This window comes from Christensenella intestinihominis (assembly GCF_001678845.1).
In the GTDB taxonomy this organism is placed as follows: Bacteria; Bacillota; Clostridia; order Christensenellales; family Christensenellaceae; genus Christensenella; species Christensenella intestinihominis.
Genome location: NZ_MAIQ01000006.1, coordinates 72,198 through 92,676, shown reverse-complemented (window position 1 = coordinate 92,676; position 20,479 = coordinate 72,198). Strand labels below are relative to the sequence as shown.

Below are 20,479 nucleotides of genomic sequence, written 5' to 3'. Positions count from 1 at the left end.
ATCAGAAAACCTACAGGCTTACAAACCTGTCCGCAATATTTTTCACAAATGCGCCGTCATGCTCCACAAACAGCATCGTGGGCGCGCATTCGCAGATGAGCCGCTCGATCTGCATCCGCGACAGCACGTCGATATAGTTGAGCGGCTCGTCCCAAATATAGAGGTGAGCCCGTTCCGCGAGGCTCCCGGCGAGCACGACCTTTTTCTTCTGCCCGGCGCTGAAATCCGCCATATCCTTTTCAAATTGCTCCCGTTCAAAGTTAAATTTGCGCAGCAGCGTCAGAAACAGGGTCTTATCGATCCCCTTCTCCTCCGCATATGCGTCGAGCGGCCCCTTCAGGAAAGACGGGTCCTGCGGCACATAAGAGACGGCAAGGCCCGATGCGGTAAAAAGCGTCCCGGCGTAATCGATTTTTTCCCCGCATATAAGTTTCAGGATACTCGATTTTCCGCTGCCGTTTTTACCCGCCAGGGCGATTCGCTCTCCCCGCCCTACAGAAAAGCCGACCGGCCCGCAGGCTTCCCTGCCGCCATACCGGATGCGGACGTCTTTCAACTCCACCAGCCGCTGCGCGTGGAACGCGAGCGGCCGCACCGCCACCTTGTCCGCCCGTTCCATATTTTTCAGCAGCTTCGCCTTCTCTTCCGCCGCCTTTGCCGTACGCGCTTCCGTCGCCTTTGCCCGCTTCATCATTTTTGCGGCCTTGTGGCCGATATGCCCCCGGTCCGGCCGCAGCCCGGCGACACGCTGTCCTTTCTTGGACCGCTCCACCTTTTCAGCCCATCCCGCCTTTTGCCGGGCGGCTTCCCCGAGCCTGCGGATTTCCTTTTTCAGCTGGACGTTCCGCTCCATCTCAAAGGCGTCCTGCCGCTCCTTATTTTCGAGCCACGTTGAAAAATTTCCGCTTCGTATTTCAATATTCGTCCGGTTGACCGACAAAATATGGTCGATACACCGGTCAAGGAAGTTTCTGTCATGCGACACCAGGATAAATCCCTTTTTCCGCCGCAGGTATCCGGCCACCGTGTCCCGCGCCCGCGCGTCAAGATGGTTGGTCGGCTCGTCCAGCAGCAGGAAATGATCCGCCTTCAAAAACAAGGCCGCAAGCAAAACCTTGGTCTGCTCCCCGTTGCTCAGGGTTTCAAACGGCCTCCATAAAACCTCCGGCGGAACCTCGAGGAGGTTTAACTCCCGTGAAACCTGCCATTCCTGTGCATCCGGGCATATTCCGCTTACAATATCCCCGGCAGGCGCCCGCGGGTCCGTAACCTCAAACGGGAAATAATCAAAATTTGCAGGCCCGGAAATGGTCCCTTCGTATGGGTATTTCCCCATAAGCAGATTCAAAAATGTGGTTTTCCCGCATCCATTCCTGCCTGTAAACCCAAGCTTCCAATCCGTATCCATCTGGAAAGAAACATGTTCAAAAACCATATCATAGCTGCCGTCATAACAAAACGACAGGTCGTTTACGCTGATTTGCGACATTACCATCACCCTCCTTCGGGTATCCATCCGCCCCTTCCCGCGGTCAGGGACAGGAAAACAAAAAACCTGCAAGAAAATACGTTATTTTCCTGCAGGCCGCGGAACGCCGCAAACAGCAACCATATACACCGGCAATTTCTGAACGTAATTTCTTGCACGGGAAACCAGCGGCACAAAGCGCCCCCTGTTCCCAACATAAATGTCTTTAGCAAGAAATATTACGCATCAAACTGCCTCCTCTTTTTGTTACCGATACTATATCATCCGCAGTCCATGCCGTCAAGGCTCTTTTCCACCAGTTGGAAAAACAGGGGCTGGCACTTGCTTTCCGGACCGGTTCATTTTATTCTAAGTAGGAAGCAATCAATCTTTTTTCCAGTTCCGCGCCAGCCCCTCCATATATCCTCATCCGTTTCCCAAATAGTCTATCCGACGGCCTCCCCCAGTCGACAATACCTCCGGAACGCTCCTGCATAAACTTCTTTTCGTGTAATATCCGGAGCATATTCGCTAACATATCCTTCACAAATCCCATCCTGCGCCGCAATCATATCGGGATAGGCTCCGCATGCCACCGCCGCAAAAATTGCGGCACCGCGCGCACAGGCCTGTGCAGATGCCGAAACGAAAACCGGCCGTTCCAGCACGTCCGCCATCGTCTGCATTACATATGGGGATTTCTGTGCGATTCCCCCAACGGCAAGCACCTTTTCAATGGCAAGGCCTTCCCTGCTCAGGCTGTCAACGATCCTTTTCCATCCAAAGGCGGTCGCGAGGACAAGACTCTGGAACACCCGCGGCGGGTCGGTGCCCAGTGAAAGCCCCGCAATCGCCCCGCGCGCAAATTCATCCGCATACGGATAACGCCTGCCGTTAAACCAGTCGAGCGCGGGCAGCACGCCCCCAATATCAAGCGCTTCCGCCTGCCTTGTCAATTCCCCGAGCAGCTTTTCAGACAGTTTATTTTTCATTGCTTCGTCCCCGAACTGTTCGCTGGGCCATATCAAAAAGTGTTTCAGCCACGCGTATACGTCGCCAAAGGCAGACTGTCCCGCTTCAATTCCCATATATCCCGGAAGGATCGAATCTTCCGCCATTCCGCAGGCATAGGTCATCTGCCTGCCCCGCAGGTGTTCCGCCCGTTCCACCATCATATCGACGGCGGAGGTTCCGATATTGGCGACCAGCACCCGTTCGCGGACGCCTGCTCCTACGGCGCCGGCATGCGCGTCAAATGAGCATCCGCCAACGGCCACCCCCTCTGGAAGCCCAAGCTTTTTCATCCATTTTTCACACAGCATACCGACTTTCGTCCCCGCCGGCCTCACATTTCGTCCAAAATTAAGGGCGATCCTTTTCAGGGATGGGTCCAGTGTCCCCAGGCATTCCGCGTCCGGAAGTCCGTTCCATTCACTGTGCCACAGCGCCTTATGCCCGGCGGCACATGAACAGCGGTACATCGTCAGCGGGTCCGTATTGCCGGCAAGCTCTCCCGTGATCCAGTCGCAATGTTCGACCCAGCTGAACGCGGCTTGTCTGATTTTTTCCGACAGGCGGTTGGTGCGCAATATTTTCGCCCAATACCACTCGCTGGAATAAAGGCCCTGGTACTTGGTATAGTCAAGCCCATGCCAATCGGAAAGCGCCCGGTTAATTTCCCCCGCTTCGCTTACCGCCGCATGATCCTTCCACAGGTGAAACATCGCAGAGGGATTTCCCTCAAAGCCCGCGATGAGCGCAAGCGGAGTTCCTGCCCTGTCGACAGGGCAGGGCGTCGAGCCCGTAGTATCTACCGCGATTCCCCGTACCGCTTTTCGCACCGCGTCCCCGGCGGCTTCAAGCGCCTCCGCGGCAACCTTTTCCAGCGCCTCGAGATAATCCGCCGGATGCTGCCGGAAGATACCCTCCTCCGGTTGTTGGTAGAATCCGGCGGCCCATCTGGGGTATGCGCATACGGCTTGCGCACACATCGTTCCATCCGCAAGGTCGATCACCACCGCGCGCACCGAATCGCTGCCAAAATCCGCCCCCAGTACATAATTCCTTCCGCTTATGGGCATTTTCATCACTGCCTTGCCATTTTCCGGTTCTTCAGGATGTCAAAGCCGACAGCCAGGATGATGACCAGCCCTTTGATAATCATCTGTACATAAGACGAAATATGGAGCAAGTTCAAACCGTTGCTGAGTATTCCGATTACCAGCGCGCCGATGATCGTTCCTCCGATCGTGCCGATACCGCCGTTGAAACTCGTGCCGCCAAGCACCGCCGCCGCGATGGCGTCCGCCTCATATCCGTTGCCCGCCGTCGGCTGGCCGGAATACATCCGCGACGCAAGCACAACGCCTGCAAGTGCCGAGAGGATACCGGAAATCATATAAACGCGCACCGTAAGGCCCTTGATTTTGATGCCCGCAAAGCGCGCCGCGTTCTCATTTCCGCCCACCGCATACATCCGCCTGCCAAACTTTGTCTTGTAAAGCAGGATCGACATTATAACGGCCGTTACGACAAGGATATAAATCGGGATCGGGATTCCAAACAGATACCCGTTGCCAATTACCGTAAATATTTCATTTTTCGAGGCGACGGACCGCCCGTCCGTAATCAGGTAGCACAGCCCGCGCAGCGACCCCATCAGGGACAGAGTCACGATGAAAGGCGGCATTCCCGTAAAGGCAATGATCGTCCCGTTGATCAGGCCGATCGCCGCCCCAAACAGGAGCGCTACGATAATGGCCGGGGCAATCGCAACCCCGCTTTCCATCAGCATAACCACCGCGACGCCGCTCGCCCCGACCACCGAGCCTACGGTCAGGTCGATACCACCGATAATCAGCACGAAGGTCATGCCGATCGCGAGGAATGCATTGATGCATATTTGCCGCAGTACGGTAAGCAAATTGTTTGCCGTTAAAAACGAATCCGTCGCGATGGATAGTACCGCGCACAGCGCGAGCAGCGCAATCAGTATGCCCATATTATTTTTGAAAAAGACGATTACCGGATTCGAACCGGCTCCAATCTTATTTTCACTAATTTTTTGCATTTTCTTTCCCTCCCGAAGCAAACCACATAATTTCTTCCTGCTTTGCCCTTGACGTTTCGTTATTGTCAAGAATCCCCGTCACTGAACCTTCGTGCATCACAACGATCCGATCGCTGAGGTTGATAATCTCCTCCATTTCCGAGGAGATCAGCATAACGGCTTTTCCCTGCTTGGCAAGGCCATAGATCAGCTGGTAAATTTCGGCTTTCGCCCCCACGTCTACGCCTCGCGTCGGTTCGTCAAGGATAAAAATATCCGGATCGGCAGCCATCCATTTTCCAAGAACTACCTTCTGCTGGTTCCCGCCGGAGAGGAACTGCACCTTCTGTTCCGGCGAGGTCATTTTGATGGAGAGGGCGTCTGCATACTTTCCTGCCAGTCGGTTCTCATACTTTTTATCGACGCCTACGTTTTTGATGAATTTCTCCAATACGACGATAGAGGTATTATATTTGATCGTGTGCATCAGAAACAGCCCCTCCGTTTTCCTGTCTTCCGGAACATATCCGATGCCATGCCTGATCGCGTCCTGTGCATTTTGAATGTTTACCCGTTCACCGCTTATATAAAGTTCTCCGGAATCCACCTTGTCGATTCCGAAAATTGCCCTGGCAAGCTCGGTCCGTCCCGCACCCACAAGGCCGGCAAACCCCACGATTTCCCCTTTTCGCAGGGAAAAATTGATATCATTAATTTTTTTGTTGGAATAATGTTTGACTTCCAGGCAAACTTCGCCCACTTCTATTTTCCCGTCCCGTTTGAAAATCTCCGAAAGCTCGCGGCCAACCATCATGCTGATTACCTTGTCCTGCGTCAGATTTTCCACCGTGTCCGTTCCAATCATTTTTCCGTCCCTCAGTATGGAAATGGAATCCGCTATTTCAAAAATTTCATCCATCCTGTGGGAGATATAAATAATGGCAATCCCTGATTTTTTCAAATTTTTTATCTGTAAAAAAAGCTGGTCTATTTCTGTTTTCGTCAAAGAAGAAGTTGGTTCGTCCATTACGATGATCTTGGCGTTCGACAGCAGCGCCCTGCTGATTTCAACCATCTGCTGTTTCGCGATGCTCAGGTCGCGCACCCTTGTGCGCGCGTCGACATCCAGTCCCATCTCTTCCAGGATCGCCTGTGACCTGCGAATCATTTCGCGGTCATTGAGGAGCGTCCCGCCCTTGATTTCTTTCCCCATAAACAAGTTGTCCGCAATCGTCATATTGTCCGCCAGACTGATTTCCTGATGGATAATGCCGATTCCGTAACGCTGCGCGTCCTGTACCGTATCGATCCTGGCTTCCTGCCCGTTGATCCGGATTGTCCCCTGTCCGTGGTCCATGTCATAGATTCCGCCCAATATTTTGATTAATGTTGATTTTCCCGCACCATTCTCGCCCATTAGGGCACGTACTTCGCCGGCTTTCACATTAAACTCAATGCTATCGAGCACCTTAGCGCCCGGAAATGTCTTACTGATGCCAGACATCTCCAGATAGTATTCATTTTCCATACCTGCCCTCCATAAAGCAATCAGTCAATATCTTCCACATGCTTCATATGTTTCGCAAAGCATAGAGGAAAAAGGTGCCGCCGTACCGCAAACGGACAGCGGCACACATTTTTTACCTCCCGATATTTTCAGTCTCCTGGAACTTGAATTATTCCCCCGCCTTCAGTGTCTCCGCCGTAACAAGCGCGCTCGGAACCTTGATGTCAGCTTCTACGGTTTCTCCCGCGATCACCTTGTATGCAATCTCAATACTCTGCTTGCCGATTTCGACCGGGTCTTGGGAGGCCGATGCAAACATTTTGCCTTCCTTGATCGCTGCAATTCCATCCTCGGAACCGTCTACACCCACGATTTTGATCTGGTCAAGTTTGCCCGCACTGTCAACCGCCGCCGCGCAGCCGATTGCCGACGGGTCGTTGAGTGCGAATACACCCGTGAGGTCCGGATAAGCCTGCAACATGTTTTCCATGACCGGCATTGCCGTGTCAACGCCGGGCTGGATTTCCTGTTCTTCAACTATTTCGATGTCGGGATATTTGGTGAGCGCATCCTTGAAGCCGTTCGCCCTGTCTGCACAAACCTGCGCCACATTGTAAGTCAGCATCACGACCTGGCCTTTACCATCGAGCGCTTTGCCAAGTGCTTCGCCGATCAGCTGGCCCGCCATGAAGTTATCCGTTGCAACCGTGCTTGCCACGAGGCTTGCATCGTCAACCGGTGAGTTATAGCATACGACCGGGATTCCGGCGGCCTTGCAGGCGTTCAGCGAAGCCTGTATCCCGTTCGAGTCCACGGGGTCGATCATCATAACGCTGACGCCCTGCTGGATCATATCCTCAATGTCCGTGATCTGCTTTGCGGCGTCAAATCCGGCATCCATTACGATCAACTGGTCGTCGCCCTGAACTGCGGATTCCATTCCGTCCAGTATTTCAATATAGAACGGATTTGACTGGTCCGCTACGGAAACGCCGATTTTGATCGTCCCCTCCACCGCAGGTTCCGCTGCCGAAGCCTCTGTGGATGCTTCCGTGCTCTGTTCAGCCGGAGTGGACGACTCCGCCGTCGGTGAATCCGTCGTAACTGCCGAGCAAGCGACAAGTGCGATTGCCATGAACAGTGCCACAGCGATCAGTGAAAATTTTTTCATAATTATTTCCTCCATTTTTTATTTATTTAGCAGTTAAGCTAAAAAGTTTTTTTCTATAACCGGATTACCATGCCGTATAACCGCCGTCCACCAAGTAGGTTGCGCCCGTTACAAAGCTGGATGCATCCGACGCCAGGTAGACCGCGATCCCCATCAGTTCGTCCGTTTGCCCCGAACGCCCCATCGGTGTCATGGCAAACCAGCGTTCGATCGCGGGGTCCTTGCGCTGATAGCGATCTTCGCTCATTTCTGTGCGCATATATCCCGGGCAGAGTGCATTCACGCGTACGCCGCGTGTCGCCCATTCCGTCGCCATGGACTTAGTCAGCATAATCAGTCCGCCCTTGGAGGCGTTGTACGCGCACTGGTTTTGCGGCGTGTTGACGATCAGCCCGGACATGGAGCCGATGTTTACGATGCTTCCTTTGCCTTGCCTAAGCATCACCTTGCCGACCTCCCGCGAGACGATGAACGGCCCCGTGAGGTTAACGTCAATGACTTCCTTCCAATCCTCTGTGGTCACCTTTTCCGCGTCGTCGCCAAGCCATGTTCCCGCGTTGTTAAACAGGATATCGATCTTGCCGTATTCGTCCAGTACCTGGGCGACCATGGCTTTCACGTCGTCTTCATTGCGCATATCGCCTTTAATTACGGTGCACTTTACATCCTCCTGTCCGATCAGTTCCTGCGTCTCGAGCGCCGTCTCAATTCTCCTGGAAGCGATTACAATATCAGCCCCCGCCTGTGCAAGGGCAATCGCCATAGACTTGCCAAGGCCCTGCCCGCCGCCGGTAACGATCGCTATCCTGTCCTTCAGAGAAAACTGTTCCATTACATTTTTCGTGCTCATGATTCCCTCTCCATTTCAAATATTTTTACAATTCGATTTTGATGTGGTTTTCCTTCGCATATTCGACCACACAGCAATCCGTTTTATAAATACGCTCAGGAAGAACGATCAATACATGTCCCGTATCCTTGTGGAGGGGGAAGCCCCCGAAATGCCACACACCCGTTTTCAGGATCACCATTGTTCCTCTGGGAACGATAAAGGCCCGCGTCAGCCGGGGAACCGGCGCGCTGGTCGGCGGCGCCACATGAATCACAATATCGTCGTCCATAGCAATAATGCCTTCTCCCGTCGTATTATGATATTCCGCCATCGTAACAATCATTTCGTCCGCCCCGTGCAGCAGGAGCGGCGAAAAGCCAACCGGCATATTTCCTGAAACCGGAAACAGGCCTTTGTCATTGAAAAAATCGCCCAGATTGTTTCCCTCCGGCTCCGTGATATTCACATACGTGCCAAATTCCCAGAACGCTTCCCGAGTCAATTTCTCTGCTTTTATTGTCCTCATAGTATTTTTCCTTCCGTTTATTTCAGTCTCAGGGCTTCCCTTGCTTTCTCCGCAATCGTCGTGGTGCTGATTCCATATGCCTCCAGCAGCCGATCCGCGTTTCCCGAGCGCCCAAAGGTGTCCTGTGTACCAATCCTGAGCACCGGAACCGGGCAGAGTTCGCCCACGACCTCACTGACCGCGCTGCCCAGGCCGCCCATAATATTATGTTCTTCCGCCGTTACGATCGCTCCGGTTTCCCGTGCGGCCGCCGCGATTGCTTCCCGGTCGATCGGCTTGATCGTATGCATATTGAGCACTCTTGTCCGCACGCCCTCCTGCGCCAACATTTCTGCCGCTTCCAGCGCCTTGCCTACGGCGATTCCACAGGCAATAACGGTAATGTCGCTTCCCTGCCGCATTTCCACCGCCTTCCCGATTTCAAAGGAATACGCTTCAAAATCAGTAACCGTTTCTACAGCGGCCCTGCCGATCCTCAGGTAAGCGGGCCCTTCATACTGGTTCAGCGTAAGCACTGCCTGCCTTGTTTCGTTTCCGTCTGCCGGGCAAATAACCACCATCCCGGGGATGCTCCTCATCAGCGCTATATCCTCCAGGCATTGGTGCGTCGCTCCGTCTTCCCCCACAATGAGTCCGGCATGTGTGCCGATCAGTTTCACATCGAGCCCCGGGTATGCCACCGAATTACGAATTTGTTCAAAGGTCCTACCCGCTATAAACATCGCGAAAGAGCTCACGAAGGGCTTGAGCCCGAACGCCGCCATACCGGCTGCCATACCGACCATATTCGCCTCCGCGATTCCCACATTGAAAAAACGTTCCGGGTAGGCCTCTCCAAACACACACGACATGGTACAGGTGCTTACGTCCGCATCCAGCACGACAACCCTTTCGTCCACCCCGATCTCCTTCAACGTGTCTCCATATACGTCCCTTGTAGAAATTTTTCCTTTCATCCTCTCAGTTCCTCGCTTTAAGTTCTGCAAAAGCCTGTTCGAATTCTTCGTCGTTCGGCGTTTTTCCATGCCACTGATTTTTGCCTTCCATAAAGGAAACCCCTTTACCTTTTATGGTATCCGCAATAATCATATGCGCCTTTTGCCGCGTCTCCTTTGCCGCGTCGATTGCCTGGGCGATTTCCCGAACATCGTGGCCGTTGATCCTTTGCGTTTGCATTCCAAAACTTTCAAATTTTGCCCTGAGGTCGCCTGTATTCAATATCTCTTGTACTGTGCCGTCAAGCTGCACCTTATTGCAGTCCAGTATGGCCACCAGGTTATCAAGCCCATGCGCTCCCGCATACATCATCGCTTCCCATATCTGTCCTTCCTGGATTTCTCCGTCGCCCAGAATGGCGTAGACCGTGCATCCGTTTCCCGTCATTTTTGCGGCCTGCGCCATCCCGACTGCCGCCGAGAACCCCTGCCCCAGCGATCCGGTCGACATATCCACCCCTTCGACATTCCTCATTTCCGCATGACCGGAAAGCGATCCGTCAATCTTCCGGAACGTTTTCAACCGCTCCACCGGGAAAAAGCCTTTCAGCGCCAGTGTCGGATACAGCGCCACCGTAGCGTGTCCCTTAGAGAGCACCAGTCGGTCCCGCCCTTCCCACTGCGGATTTTCCGGATCAATATTCATTTTTTCAAAATAAAGCACTGCCATAATTTCCGAAAGGGAAAACGCGCCGCCTATGTGCCCGGACCTTGCTTCCCGCACCATTTCCAGCCCGATTCTTCGTATCTCCCAAGCTTTGTCCTCCAAGTATTTTTGTCGTTGTGTATCCATCGCGACCTCTCCCTCCGCCGATTTTTCATTTACTTATATTTGTATATTTTGTTTCTATATCCGCCGCATGCAAAATAATTCCGTCCACTTTTGGTCGTACATATTTTAAACGTTAAAAACTATTTGTATCGTATCAAAATAAGTTTTTCTCGTTTTATTCAGTCTTTTTCTAATTAATTTTTGTTTTTATATCGGGGTTTATTGTTTCTAAAGGCTGTTTGCCTTTGTCGTAAGTTCATATTACAATATTTTTTGTAACGTGTCAATATTTTATTTTCAATTTTTTGCTTTTTCTTTGTCACAGAAAAAAACCGCTTCCCACAAAGGGAAACGGTTTTTTCCGTTTTCGTTTATCCCAGGTAAATTTTTTCGATCTCCGCATCCATCTTGTCGACCGCCTCTTTCGCCGTGCATTTTTTTGTGATCGCCGCATTTACTGTGCTCCCGATAATTTTCTCGAACACATTTTCCGAAATGCACCTTCCGTCCACCGTATTCGGCGCAAAGCGCATTTTGGCATCCTTAAACACTTCAAACGTCTCCTTATGCCATGGATACAGGTTCAAAAGCTCCGTGCTTTCGCAAATGCTTGTATAGGGAATGATTCGCCCCAGCACGGCGTTTACCACCGACATCCGCTCCGAGGTCGCCCATTTAATGAACTCGTACGCCTCTTTTTTTCTTTCGGAATGGCTGTTCATCCCAATCGACCATCCTCCGAACAACGAAGCGTTCCCCGGAACCACGTCATATCCTACCTTACCGACGACGCGCGATATATTCCTGTCCCGCAGGATCGTCACCTGGTCGGAATACTGCACCATCATTGCAGAATTTCCCTGGCAAAAATCCATCGCTTCGTCATCCCACCACCAGTTCGGCGCATCTGGCGGGGCATAGTCATAGCATTCGATATAATTCTCCAGCGCATATACCGCTTTTTCCCTGTCGTTAATCGCCGTCTCTCCATTGAAAAGGTCAATCCCCTGCGCCCATATGCGCGGCAGGTATTCGCTCGTCGCGCCGGTAGGTACTCTTCCGGAAAGCGAGGCCCCATAAAGGGTATCGGAATCCGGGTTGAATTTGCGGGTAAAAAGGCGGGCCACCTTATTATATTCTTCCCACGTCGTAGGAACCCGCAGTTCCTCCTTATACCACTCAAAATAAAGACGTTGGTTTTTTAGCTTCTCAAAAAGGTCCTTGCGGTAAAACAGCAGCTGTGTCGTGAAGCTGAAAGGCAGCGTCCACACTCGGCCGTTCATGAGCGAATAAGCGTCGAATATCTGCCCCGGGAACCTCTCCCGCAGCTGAGAAGCATCCCCGATATAGTCCTCCAGCAGCTCGAGGTAGCCTTCCACCACAAGTTCCTTGATCCATGGCACGTCGAGGGCGAACACGTCATATTTTCCGTCGTTGCTCTTCCAGATTTCATCTAACATGCCGCGGTAATTAATCAGGTCCGCCTGCACGCCTATTCCCGTGCTCCTTGTAAAATCATTGCACAGATATTTCACCGCGCGCCCGGCATGGTTGTTCGGCAAAAGGACACGTACCTGTCCTTCTCCCGGCTTTCCGGCGCACAGCTTCAGCAATTCCTCTTTTTTTTCCTCCGGCTTTATAAGGCGCTCCCCGGCTCCGCCCTTCGCTTTCCCGATCAGCCCTGCAAGCATCTCAAACGCCATCTTTCCCATCTTTCCATAGGGAAGGATCATGCTTTCCTCATTCGCCGCCGCCGTATCCGTCCACCGCCTGCTTTTCATGATAATCAGCTTTGGAATATCTTTCCCATCGATGCTTGTAAGCGCAACCGCCTTTCGCACCCCTTCCGCCAAAACCTCGCTCGTCACGTAAATCGCTTCGGGTTTTTCCTCGAGATTCAGAAGGCGGACCGCTTGCTGCATCGCGCTTTCCTTATCGTATTCAGTGGTCAGCAGGTAATCGTTGCGAATCTCGATATCAGCGGAAAACAGTGCATTCAGGTATGCGTCGACGCAAGCCGTATCAAAGGAATATTCCCTTGGCCCGGTCAGCATCGCAATCCTTTTGATTCCGCAGCCGATTTGCCTGTTGATATTCTTTATCAGCGCTTCTCTGACGTCGATCCCGACAAAACCACAGTTTTCAATTTTACGGAGCATTCCCACGACGCGGTGCCCGCCTTTTTCAAGCTTTTGGAACAACCGTTCGTTTTCCGGCTGGCAGGTAATCAGCAATATTCCATCCGCATTGAACATCCGCGCCTGATTCAAAATTTGCTTTTCCCGGTAGGGAAGCTCATTACACACAAATACGTTCAGGGAAAAATTCCGTTCCTCCGCCACCCGGTTTACCGCATCAAATATCTCTTCAAATTCCGGCTCGTTGAGATTGGGAAAAATTACATAAATCGTATTCCCGTTTTTGCTGGTCTTCAAATTTTTGGCAAGGGCGTTCTGTTCATATCCCAGTTCCCTCACCGCCGCTTCCACGCGCTTTATCTTATCGCTGCTAACCCCTTTTACGCCGTTCAATACATTTGAAACCGTACCCTGCGATACGCCGGCAAGCCGCGCAACGTCACGCATGGTCGCAATCTTGTGCCGCTCCGGCTTCTGATCCTTTTTCTGGTTTTCCTGAAATGTTTCTGGCATACCTCTTCCTCACCGTTATCCGCTTTCAGACGATTCATAGCTTTGATTATTTTGTTCAAATCAAACAAAGAATCCGAAATAACGAAATTTTCCTTATTTCAAAACATTTTTCGCTGTTTTAATACCTTAATTATTTTTTTGAACGTTTCATTTATTTTTATAATAGCGGAAATAAAGATTGAAGTCAACCGCAAATCTTGTTATTTCTTCCCTTTTAGATCGTCAGACAGCCGTGTTTCCCTTTTTCAGTCCGCAGCGGGCTGCGCTTCCTGCAGTTCCATGAATATTTCCCGGTAGTTTTCTGAAAACACGCTTCCCTTCCGCCAAATAAAGGTAAGGTCATGCGTGATGGAAAATCCTTCCAGAGGGATTTCCCTGAGCGAGCCTTCGCGCAGCTCCCTGCGGACCGCCGCTTCATACAGAAAGGTAATTCCACAGTTTGTCCGCACGAGCGATTTGATTGCGTCAATGTTGCCGACTTCAACAAAATTCCTGAAATCCTCCAGCATAAGGTTGCGGCCCTCGAGATACCGTTCCAGTATTTCCCGCGTACCCGATCCGGCCTCCCGGACAATAATACGCTCCCCGGTCAAATCCTCTATCTTGCGCACCTTCTTTTCAAATATATAACCTGCCCCGCACACTGCAATATACGGTTCCGTCGCATATACAAGATGCTCATACTCATTTTTCGCAAAATTTCCCTCCACGAGAGCAAAATCTATTTCGCCACGGTTGAGTTTTTCCAAAAGCTCTTTCGTATTCGATACATCCATATGGAGGGATACGCCCGGATGATTGGCCAGGTAACGTGCGGCCGCTCCAGGAATTATGAATTCCCCTACCGTCAGCGTCACCCCGAAACGAAGCTTCTCTTTTCCATGGATTCCGCCCATTTCCTTTTTCAGGGACATCACGTCATGCTTCATCGTAAGTCCCGCGTTTTTCAAAAGCCGCCCCGCTTCCGTGAGTTCCATTTTTTTTCCTTGGTACGCAAGCAGCCGCGCCCCATAGTATTCTTCCAGGAAGCGGATATGCTGCGATACGGCCGGTTGGGTAATACTGAGCGCTTCCGCGGCCCGCGTAAGGTTCATGGTTTCACATACCGTAAGAAACGTGTCCATCCTGAAATCCAGCATCATTATTCCTCCTTTTTTATATCATAACATATATTTATTGTTATATAAATATATATAATTTTAAATTATTAATAAAACCGGTATAATAGTATATGTATTTATTATTTGTTTTAAAGGTAGGTAATGGTATGAAATTTTTGAAAACGAACTGGAGGGGGATTATTTTGTGCCTTGTAATCGCCTTCCCCGCATTTTTCCTCGGCAAGCTCCTGCCCGTGGTGGGCGGGCCGGTGTTCGCGATCCTGATCGGTATGGTGCTGGCACTCTTGATTAAAAGGAAGGATTCCTTCCAGCCGGGAATCAATTTTACTTCCAAAAAAATCCTGCAATGGGCGGTGGTGCTGCTCGGCTTCGGCATGAATTTGGCGGAAATCCTCAGGCTGGGCGCGCAGTCCCTGCCAATCATCGTTTCCACGATCGCCACGTCGCTTATTCTTGCATTTATCCTGTACCGGGCCATGAAGATGCCCTCGCGCATTTCCACATTGATCGGCGTAGGCTCGTCCATTTGCGGGGGGTCCGCCATCGCGGCCACCGCCCCCGTTATCGGCGCGGGTGACGAGGAAATTGCCCAGTCCATTTCTGTCATTTTCCTTTTCAATGTCATTGCGGCGCTCATTTTCCCCACGCTTGGGGGCGCGCTCGGGCTTTCAAACGAAGGCTTCGGCCTCTTCGCGGGTACGGCAATCAACGACACCTCCTCCGTAACCGCGGCGGCCGCCGCATGGGATGGGATTCACGGAAGTAATACGCTCGACCAGGCGACGATTGTGAAACTTACGCGTACGCTCGCCATCATTCCAATCACGCTGGTTCTCGCTTTCGTTCGCACGCGCAAGGAAAAAAAGCTGGACGCGGCAAGCGGCGCCGCATTCAGCTTCAAAAAAATATTTCCCTGGTTTGTCCTGTTTTTTGTGCTTGCCTCGGTTGTCACGACGGTGTTCAACCTGCCGGCCTTCGTCACCGGGCCGCTCAAGGAACTCAGTAAGTTTTTCATCATCATGGCAATGGCGGCCATTGGCCTCAACACCCATATTGTAAAGCTTATTAAAACAGGCGGCAAACCCATTTTCATGGGGCTCGTCTGCTGGATCGGCATTGCCGCGGTAAGCCTCGGCATGCAGCATCTTCTCGGAATCTGGTAAATCCCCGGAATAAAAAAGCAGGATATGCAGCGCGCATATCCTGTTTTTTTATTTGATTATCTCAATCCGCACACTTCCGCATGCTGCAAATGGATTCCAATGTGCCCCACGCCGAGTATAATGGAAAATAAAACCATCCAGAGTAGCTTCCCGTAAATCCCCAGCAGCAGGAAGGCCGCCACGGGCAGCGTCGCCAGGGGGACGGGAATTCCGTAAAAGCTGCGGTACATATTCCGCGACCGCCGCCTGCCCCTAAAATACCGCACCCAGCATAATTCGTAAAGCGCCATCGCCGCAAAAGCAAAAACCAGCCATAGTGTCCACGGGGAAAAGGGCGCAAAATTGAAATCGCTGAACATCAGCGCGGAAAGGGTGCATCCAACCTGTCCGATGCGTTCCAGCAGCAGCAGGACGCCATGTTCAAAGCTGTTGTCATAATCTTCGGGCGGTTTCCTGCTCCATAATATGTTGGGAATAAACAGCAAAAGCAGAAAAATGAGTCCCACATATGAAAATCCCAAATGCCCAAACATAATCTTTCCCCCGTTCTATAAAAACAGCTCCGGTTCCCGCCGCTCCCCGAATTCCCTTTCAAGCTGGCGCAAATGACACAGATAACCCTCATCCTCAAAATATTTCGCGTGCCTGTGGCACCCCTTTACGCACGCGCCGCATTTAATGCAGATTCCCGTGCACTCCCGCACATTTTCGCGGGAGATGCCGCCCACCGGGCATACGCCTACGCATTCCCCGCACGCATCGCAGCGTTCGGAAGTAAGCGGCTTTATCTTACGGATATCGATCGGGTTCCCCGCCCCGTCGTGCGGCATATAATACCCGCGATAAGGCCGGGGCGTTCCCGGGACGTCCACTGTTGCGCATTTTCCGGTTCGGCTTTTAAAAATCCTCTCCGCGAATTCTTCGGCACGGCGTAAATCTCTTTCATCCGGCCTGCCCTTCGCCAGCTCATACGAGAAAGCGTGTTCTCCCACAAAGGCAGCGGCGGCAAACGGCAAAAAGCCATGGTCCGCAAGAATGTCCCGCAGCTCAATCAGGGCGTCGTCAAAATTCCGGTTCCCATACAAAACGACGGGAACGGCAAACGCGCCGTTGCCCATAGCGGTGCCGAGATATTTCAGCAGCACGTTGGGAACACGCCCCGCATAAACGGGAACGCCGAATACCACAAGGTCGCCCGGCGCGAATTCCGGCCAGCCGTTCCGCGCGGCAGGCAGCGTAAAATCAAACTCGCGGCAAGGCACTCCCGCGCGCCTGCAAAGCGTTTGCGCAATTGCGGTGACAATTCTTTTGGTCGTGCCCGTTGCGCTGAAATAAACGGCCCATACGTTCATCGCGATTCCCTCACAAAATCAGCATTGCATCGCCGAAGCTGAAAAAACGGTAACGTTCCTCCACTGCCTCCCGATAGACGGCAAGCGTTTCCTCTCTGCCCATAAGCGCGCTTACAAGCATTATAAGCGTGGATTTCGGCAAATGGAAATTGGTAATCAGCGCATCCACAACCTGATATTCGTAGCCCGGATAAATAAAGATATCCGTATCCGCGCTTCCTGCCCGCACAAGGCCGTTTTCCGCCGCGCTCTCAAGGGTGCGGACCGAGGTCGTCCCCACGGCAACCACGCGCCTCCCTTCCCGTTTGGCGGCATTGATGGTTGCCGCCGCCTCAGGGCTCACGCTGTAGTATTCGGAATGCATCACGTGCTCTTCCACCGTCTCTTCCTTCATCGGCCGAAAGGTTCCAAGCCCCACATGCAGCAATATTTTTACGATTGTAACGCCCATTCCTTCAATCTTCCCAAGCAGCTCGGGCGTAAAATGCAGGCCCGCCGTAGGCGCGGCGGCACTGCCGTCCTCTTTTGCGTAAACCGTCTGGTAGCGTTCCTTGCGTTCCAGGCGCTTCGTGATGTAAGGCGGGAGCGGCATGTTGCCATATTGATCCAGAAGTTCCTCGAACACGCCGTCATATTGGAAACGCACCTCGCATACGCCGTCCTCTTTTTTGCGCAGGAGCTCCGCGCAAAGGTCGTCTCCAAAATCCACCCAACCGCCCGGCTTCAGCTTTTTGCCCGGGCGCATAATCACTTCCCATACGTCAAGCTCGAGGCGCTTTAGAAGCAAAAATTCAAAATCCGTCCCGGTTCCCCGTTTTTTTCCATACAGGCGGGCGGGCAGAACCCTCGTTTCATTTAAAACGAGCACATCCCCTTTTTTCAGGTAATCTGTCACATCGTAAAAATGCCGGTGTTCGATTGTTTTTGTTTCCCGGTCATATACAAGAAGCCGCGAATGGTCTCGCGGCTCGATCGGAGTCTGTGCAATCAAATCTTCAGGTAAATTATAATCAAAATCAGATGTCTTCATAATCCCCACTCAAGTTAAAAAAGCCTTGTCTGTCCCTTGTTATCGGTGTTCTGCGGCAGGGGAATCCCCATATGCCTGTATGCGTTTTCCGTCGCGCAGCGTCCGCGCGGCGTACGTTGGATAAAACCAAGCTGCAGCAGGAAGGGTTCAATCACGTCCTCGATCGTGCCCGCTTCCTCGCCCGTTGTGGCCGCAAGCGTATCGAGCCCAACCGGTCCGCCTCCAAACTTCATAATAATCGCATCGAGGATCAGGCGGTCGGAATTATCGAGCCCGAGCTCGTCCACTTCGAGAAGCTGCAGGCCTTTATCCGCCGCGTCCCGTGTAATCACGCCTTCCGCCCGTACGTCGGCAAAATCACGCACGCGGCGTAAAAGCCGGTTTGCAATACGCGGGGTGCCTCTGGATCGCCGGGCAATTTCCGCCGCTCCTTCTTCGTCCACCTCAATTTCCAAAATCTTTGCGGAACGCTTTACAATTGTCTTGAGCTGGTCCGCGTCATACATCTGCAGGCGGTTAATAACCCCGAACCTGTCCCGAAGCGGCGAGGTCAGCATGCCCGCGCGCGTCGTCGCCCCCACCAGCGTAAAGCGGGGCAGGTCAATGCGCATCGACCGCGCAGACGGGCCCTTCCCAAGGATAATATCCAGCGCGTAATCCTCCATCGCCGGATAAAGAACCTCTTCCACGCTCGAATTCAACCGGTGGATTTCGTCGATAAACAGCACGTCCTTATCGGAAAGGTTCGTAAGCAGCGCCGCAAGGTCTCCCGGGCGCTCAATCGCCGGGCCGGATGTAATCCGGATGTTGACGTTCAATTCCTGGGCAATAATATGGGCCAGCGTCGTTTTCCCAAGGCCGGGCGGGCCGTATAAAAGCACATGATCGAGCGCTTCCCCCCGCTTTTTTGCGGCTTCGATAAAGATCGCCATCTTCTCCTTGACTTTATCCTGCCCGATATATTCACCAAGGGATTGCGGGCGCAGCGTTACGTCCGCAGTCACATCTTCTTTCATTTTCATTCCCGAAACAATACGGGATTCTTCTTCCATACCCTATGGCGCTCCTTTTTCCAATTATAAATTACCGATCTCAGCCCGCCGGGATCAGCGCTTCAGACACCGCGGCCAGCTTTTCCTTGGTCGCACCTGTCTGCATCGTAACGGAATATTCTGTCTTTGTCAGTTCATCGTCCCATTCCGCAAGGCCTTCCGCGCCTTCATTATATTTGATTTCGTACGGGTAATCGCCGAACAGCATATCCTCGTCCGTCTTAAATTCGACATACATGCCGGACAAATCTTCTGTCGCGCCGTCAGGGGCCATACGGAAGGTATACTCGTCCCCGTTCCATGTAAACGCCGCCTGCGCAATCTTTTCACTCTCCATAACGGAATAAGAAACGTCCGCCGCCCCTTCGGGCAGCGCGCTCATCGTAAGGCCTGTTTTTTCCTTTACTTCCTCCGCATCAGCGGCCGCTGTCCACGGGTTCGCGATCTGCGCGGATTCTCCCGCCGCGGGCTGCACGGCACACGCGGCGAGCGCCATAACCAGCAATGCCGCCATCATCACAATTAAAATCTTTTTCATTGTTCCATGCTCCTTCCACTTCCGGTCTATTTTCCCATTCGTTTCAGCGCGAGGGACACAAGCTCCTCCGCCGTATCCCCAAGGCTGCGCACCGCCGCAACCGCGGCGACGGCCTCCTGCCTGTTATATCCAAGCCCCGCAAGCGCCGCGGCCGCTTCCGCCGCCGCATCCTGCGCAAACTCCGTCATATCCGCCCCGGTGCCCACAGCGTCCTCGAAATCAACCTTTTCCTTCAGCTCCAACACGAGCCGCTGCGCTGTTTTTTTGCCGATTCCCGGCACATTTGTAAAGGCCTTGTCGTCGTTTGAAATCACAGCCGCGGCAATGTCGTTCACGCGCATCACGGAAAGCACGGACGCGGCCGCCTTGGGGCCGACCCCGCTGATCGTGAGAAGCTTCTCAAACATCGTTTTTTGCTCCTGCGTGGCAAACCCGTAAAGGGTCATGGCGTCTTCGGCAACCTTAAGATATGTATACAGCTTTGCCTTTTCGCCCGTTTTGATGGCGTTCAGCGAAAACGTGTCCGTAAAAATCTGGTAGCCCACGCCGCCCACGTCAATCACCGCATAGGTTGCCGCCTTAACCGCGACTTCCCCCTCTATATATGCATACATAAATGTTTACTCCTTCAAGCCCGCCGTGCGCGCGTCCTACTTTATTTTTGTATTGAGTATTCCCGCCGTGTGCGCGCTGTGCGCATGACAGATCGCCACCGCCACCGCATCCGCCGCGTCGTCCGGCCGTGGAATTTCCTTTAAGGAAAGAATCGTTTTCACCATCATCTGCACCTGGTTTTTGTCCGCGCGGCCATACCCCACCACCGCCTGCTTGATTTGCAGCGGCGTATATTCGTAAAGCTGGTCCGTCCGTTCAGACGCGGCCACCAGCGCCGCCCCGCGGGCCTGCGCAACATTGATCGCCGTCGTCACGTTTTTATTGAAAAACAATTCTTCAAACGCAATCGAATCCGGCTTATACATATCGATCAGCTGGGTAATTCCGTGGTTGATTTGCTTTAAACGGATGGGAAACTGCTCCCCCGCTTCCGTAAGGATGGTGCCGTAATCAATCAATTCCAGCCTCACCTTCTCGTCACAGCTTACCACGCCATAGCCCACCGTCGCAAGGCCGGGGTCGATACCAAGTACAATCATTTTCGCCTTTCCTTTTTGCCGAACATTCCGAATCAAATATAGTATACATGATTCCCTCTTTTTTCGCAATTTTGCGCACGAAATAAAAAATTTGCATT

At 52.5% G+C, this 20,479-nt stretch carries 19 protein-coding genes; 1 reads left to right on the top strand and 18 read right to left on the bottom strand.

Features of this window, described 5'->3' with window-relative positions; translation table 11 throughout:
* Positions 1–10: 10 nt before the first annotated feature.
* The 11 genes from abc-f to BBD38_RS09290 form a co-directional block, all read right to left on the bottom strand.
* Complete coding sequence (abc-f, locus tag BBD38_RS09340) at positions 11–1,489, bottom strand: ribosomal protection-like ABC-F family protein (RefSeq protein ID WP_066687618.1); 1,479 nt, start codon at positions 1,487–1,489, stop codon at positions 11–13.
* Positions 1,490–1,914: 425 nt separating this feature from the next.
* A complete protein-coding gene (locus BBD38_RS09335; protein ID WP_082989596.1) occupies positions 1,915–3,549 on the bottom strand; it encodes a ribulokinase in 1,635 nt (544 codons plus the stop codon).
* A gap of 5 nt (positions 3,550–3,554) precedes the next feature.
* Positions 3,555–4,538, bottom strand: coding sequence for an ABC transporter permease (locus BBD38_RS09330; protein ID WP_066687326.1), 984 nt, complete (start codon positions 4,536–4,538; stop codon positions 3,555–3,557).
* Positions 4,525–6,045 carry a sugar ABC transporter ATP-binding protein gene (locus BBD38_RS09325; protein ID WP_066687323.1) on the bottom strand — a complete coding sequence of 507 codons (1,521 nt, stop codon included), beginning with the start codon at positions 6,043–6,045 and terminating at the stop codon, positions 4,525–4,527. The genes BBD38_RS09330 and BBD38_RS09325 overlap by 14 nt, the downstream gene beginning before the upstream one ends.
* Before the next feature lie 148 nt (positions 6,046–6,193).
* Positions 6,194–7,195, bottom strand: coding sequence for a sugar ABC transporter substrate-binding protein (locus tag BBD38_RS09320; protein ID WP_172807812.1), 1,002 nt, complete (start codon positions 7,193–7,195; stop codon positions 6,194–6,196).
* Between the two features lie 64 nt (positions 7,196–7,259).
* Complete coding sequence (locus BBD38_RS09315; protein WP_066687320.1) at positions 7,260–8,045, bottom strand: SDR family NAD(P)-dependent oxidoreductase; 786 nt, start codon at positions 8,043–8,045, stop codon at positions 7,260–7,262.
* A gap of 25 nt (positions 8,046–8,070) precedes the next feature.
* Positions 8,071–8,553, bottom strand: a complete 483-nt coding sequence (locus BBD38_RS09310) for an ureidoglycolate lyase (RefSeq protein ID WP_066687317.1) — start codon at positions 8,551–8,553, stop codon at positions 8,071–8,073.
* 17 nt (positions 8,554–8,570) lie between these two features.
* Positions 8,571–9,509 carry a transketolase family protein gene (locus BBD38_RS09305; RefSeq protein ID WP_066687308.1) on the bottom strand — a complete coding sequence of 313 codons (939 nt, stop codon included), beginning with the start codon at positions 9,507–9,509 and terminating at the stop codon, positions 8,571–8,573.
* Positions 9,510–9,513: 4 nt separating this feature from the next.
* The gene (locus tag BBD38_RS09300; RefSeq protein ID WP_066687305.1) at positions 9,514–10,341 is read right to left on the bottom strand and encodes a transketolase; all 828 of its coding nucleotides are present in this window, start codon (positions 10,339–10,341) and stop codon (positions 9,514–9,516) included.
* Between the two features lie 350 nt (positions 10,342–10,691).
* Positions 10,692–12,971, bottom strand: a complete 2,280-nt coding sequence (locus BBD38_RS09295) for an extracellular solute-binding protein (RefSeq protein WP_066687296.1) — start codon at positions 12,969–12,971, stop codon at positions 10,692–10,694.
* A gap of 245 nt (positions 12,972–13,216) precedes the next feature.
* Positions 13,217–14,110: a LysR family transcriptional regulator gene (locus BBD38_RS09290; RefSeq protein ID WP_066687292.1), complete on the bottom strand. Its 894-nt coding sequence runs from the start codon at positions 14,108–14,110 to the stop codon at positions 13,217–13,219.
* Positions 14,111–14,238: 128 nt separating this feature from the next.
* On the opposite strand from BBD38_RS09290, the gene BBD38_RS09285 reads away from it, so the two are divergent.
* Positions 14,239–15,255, top strand: coding sequence for a YeiH family protein (locus BBD38_RS09285; RefSeq protein WP_066687288.1), 1,017 nt, complete (start codon positions 14,239–14,241; stop codon positions 15,253–15,255).
* Positions 15,256–15,311: 56 nt separating this feature from the next.
* Here BBD38_RS09285 and BBD38_RS09280 read toward each other — a convergent pair whose 3' ends face one another.
* From BBD38_RS09280 to ruvC, 7 genes are read right to left on the bottom strand one after another with little or no spacing between them, the layout of a single operon-like run.
* Positions 15,312–15,788: a hypothetical protein gene (locus tag BBD38_RS09280; protein ID WP_066687285.1), complete on the bottom strand. Its 477-nt coding sequence runs from the start codon at positions 15,786–15,788 to the stop codon at positions 15,312–15,314.
* 15 nt (positions 15,789–15,803) lie between these two features.
* The gene (locus tag BBD38_RS09275) at positions 15,804–16,607 is read right to left on the bottom strand and encodes a flavodoxin domain-containing protein (RefSeq protein WP_066687276.1); all 804 of its coding nucleotides are present in this window, start codon (positions 16,605–16,607) and stop codon (positions 15,804–15,806) included.
* Between the two features lie 10 nt (positions 16,608–16,617).
* Positions 16,618–17,637: a tRNA preQ1(34) S-adenosylmethionine ribosyltransferase-isomerase QueA gene (gene queA, locus BBD38_RS09270; protein WP_066687272.1), complete on the bottom strand. Its 1,020-nt coding sequence runs from the start codon at positions 17,635–17,637 to the stop codon at positions 16,618–16,620.
* A gap of 14 nt (positions 17,638–17,651) precedes the next feature.
* A complete protein-coding gene (gene ruvB / locus BBD38_RS09265) occupies positions 17,652–18,689 on the bottom strand; it encodes a Holliday junction branch migration DNA helicase RuvB (RefSeq protein WP_066687269.1) in 1,038 nt (345 codons plus the stop codon).
* A gap of 40 nt (positions 18,690–18,729) precedes the next feature.
* Positions 18,730–19,227: a hypothetical protein gene (locus tag BBD38_RS09260; protein WP_066687267.1), complete on the bottom strand. Its 498-nt coding sequence runs from the start codon at positions 19,225–19,227 to the stop codon at positions 18,730–18,732.
* A 26-nt stretch (positions 19,228–19,253) separates the two neighbouring features.
* Positions 19,254–19,841 carry a Holliday junction branch migration protein RuvA gene (gene ruvA / locus BBD38_RS09255; protein ID WP_066687265.1) on the bottom strand — a complete coding sequence of 196 codons (588 nt, stop codon included), beginning with the start codon at positions 19,839–19,841 and terminating at the stop codon, positions 19,254–19,256.
* Between the two features lie 36 nt (positions 19,842–19,877).
* A complete protein-coding gene (ruvC, locus tag BBD38_RS09250) occupies positions 19,878–20,381 on the bottom strand; it encodes a crossover junction endodeoxyribonuclease RuvC (protein WP_066687262.1) in 504 nt (167 codons plus the stop codon).
* Positions 20,382–20,479 lie beyond the last annotated feature (98 nt).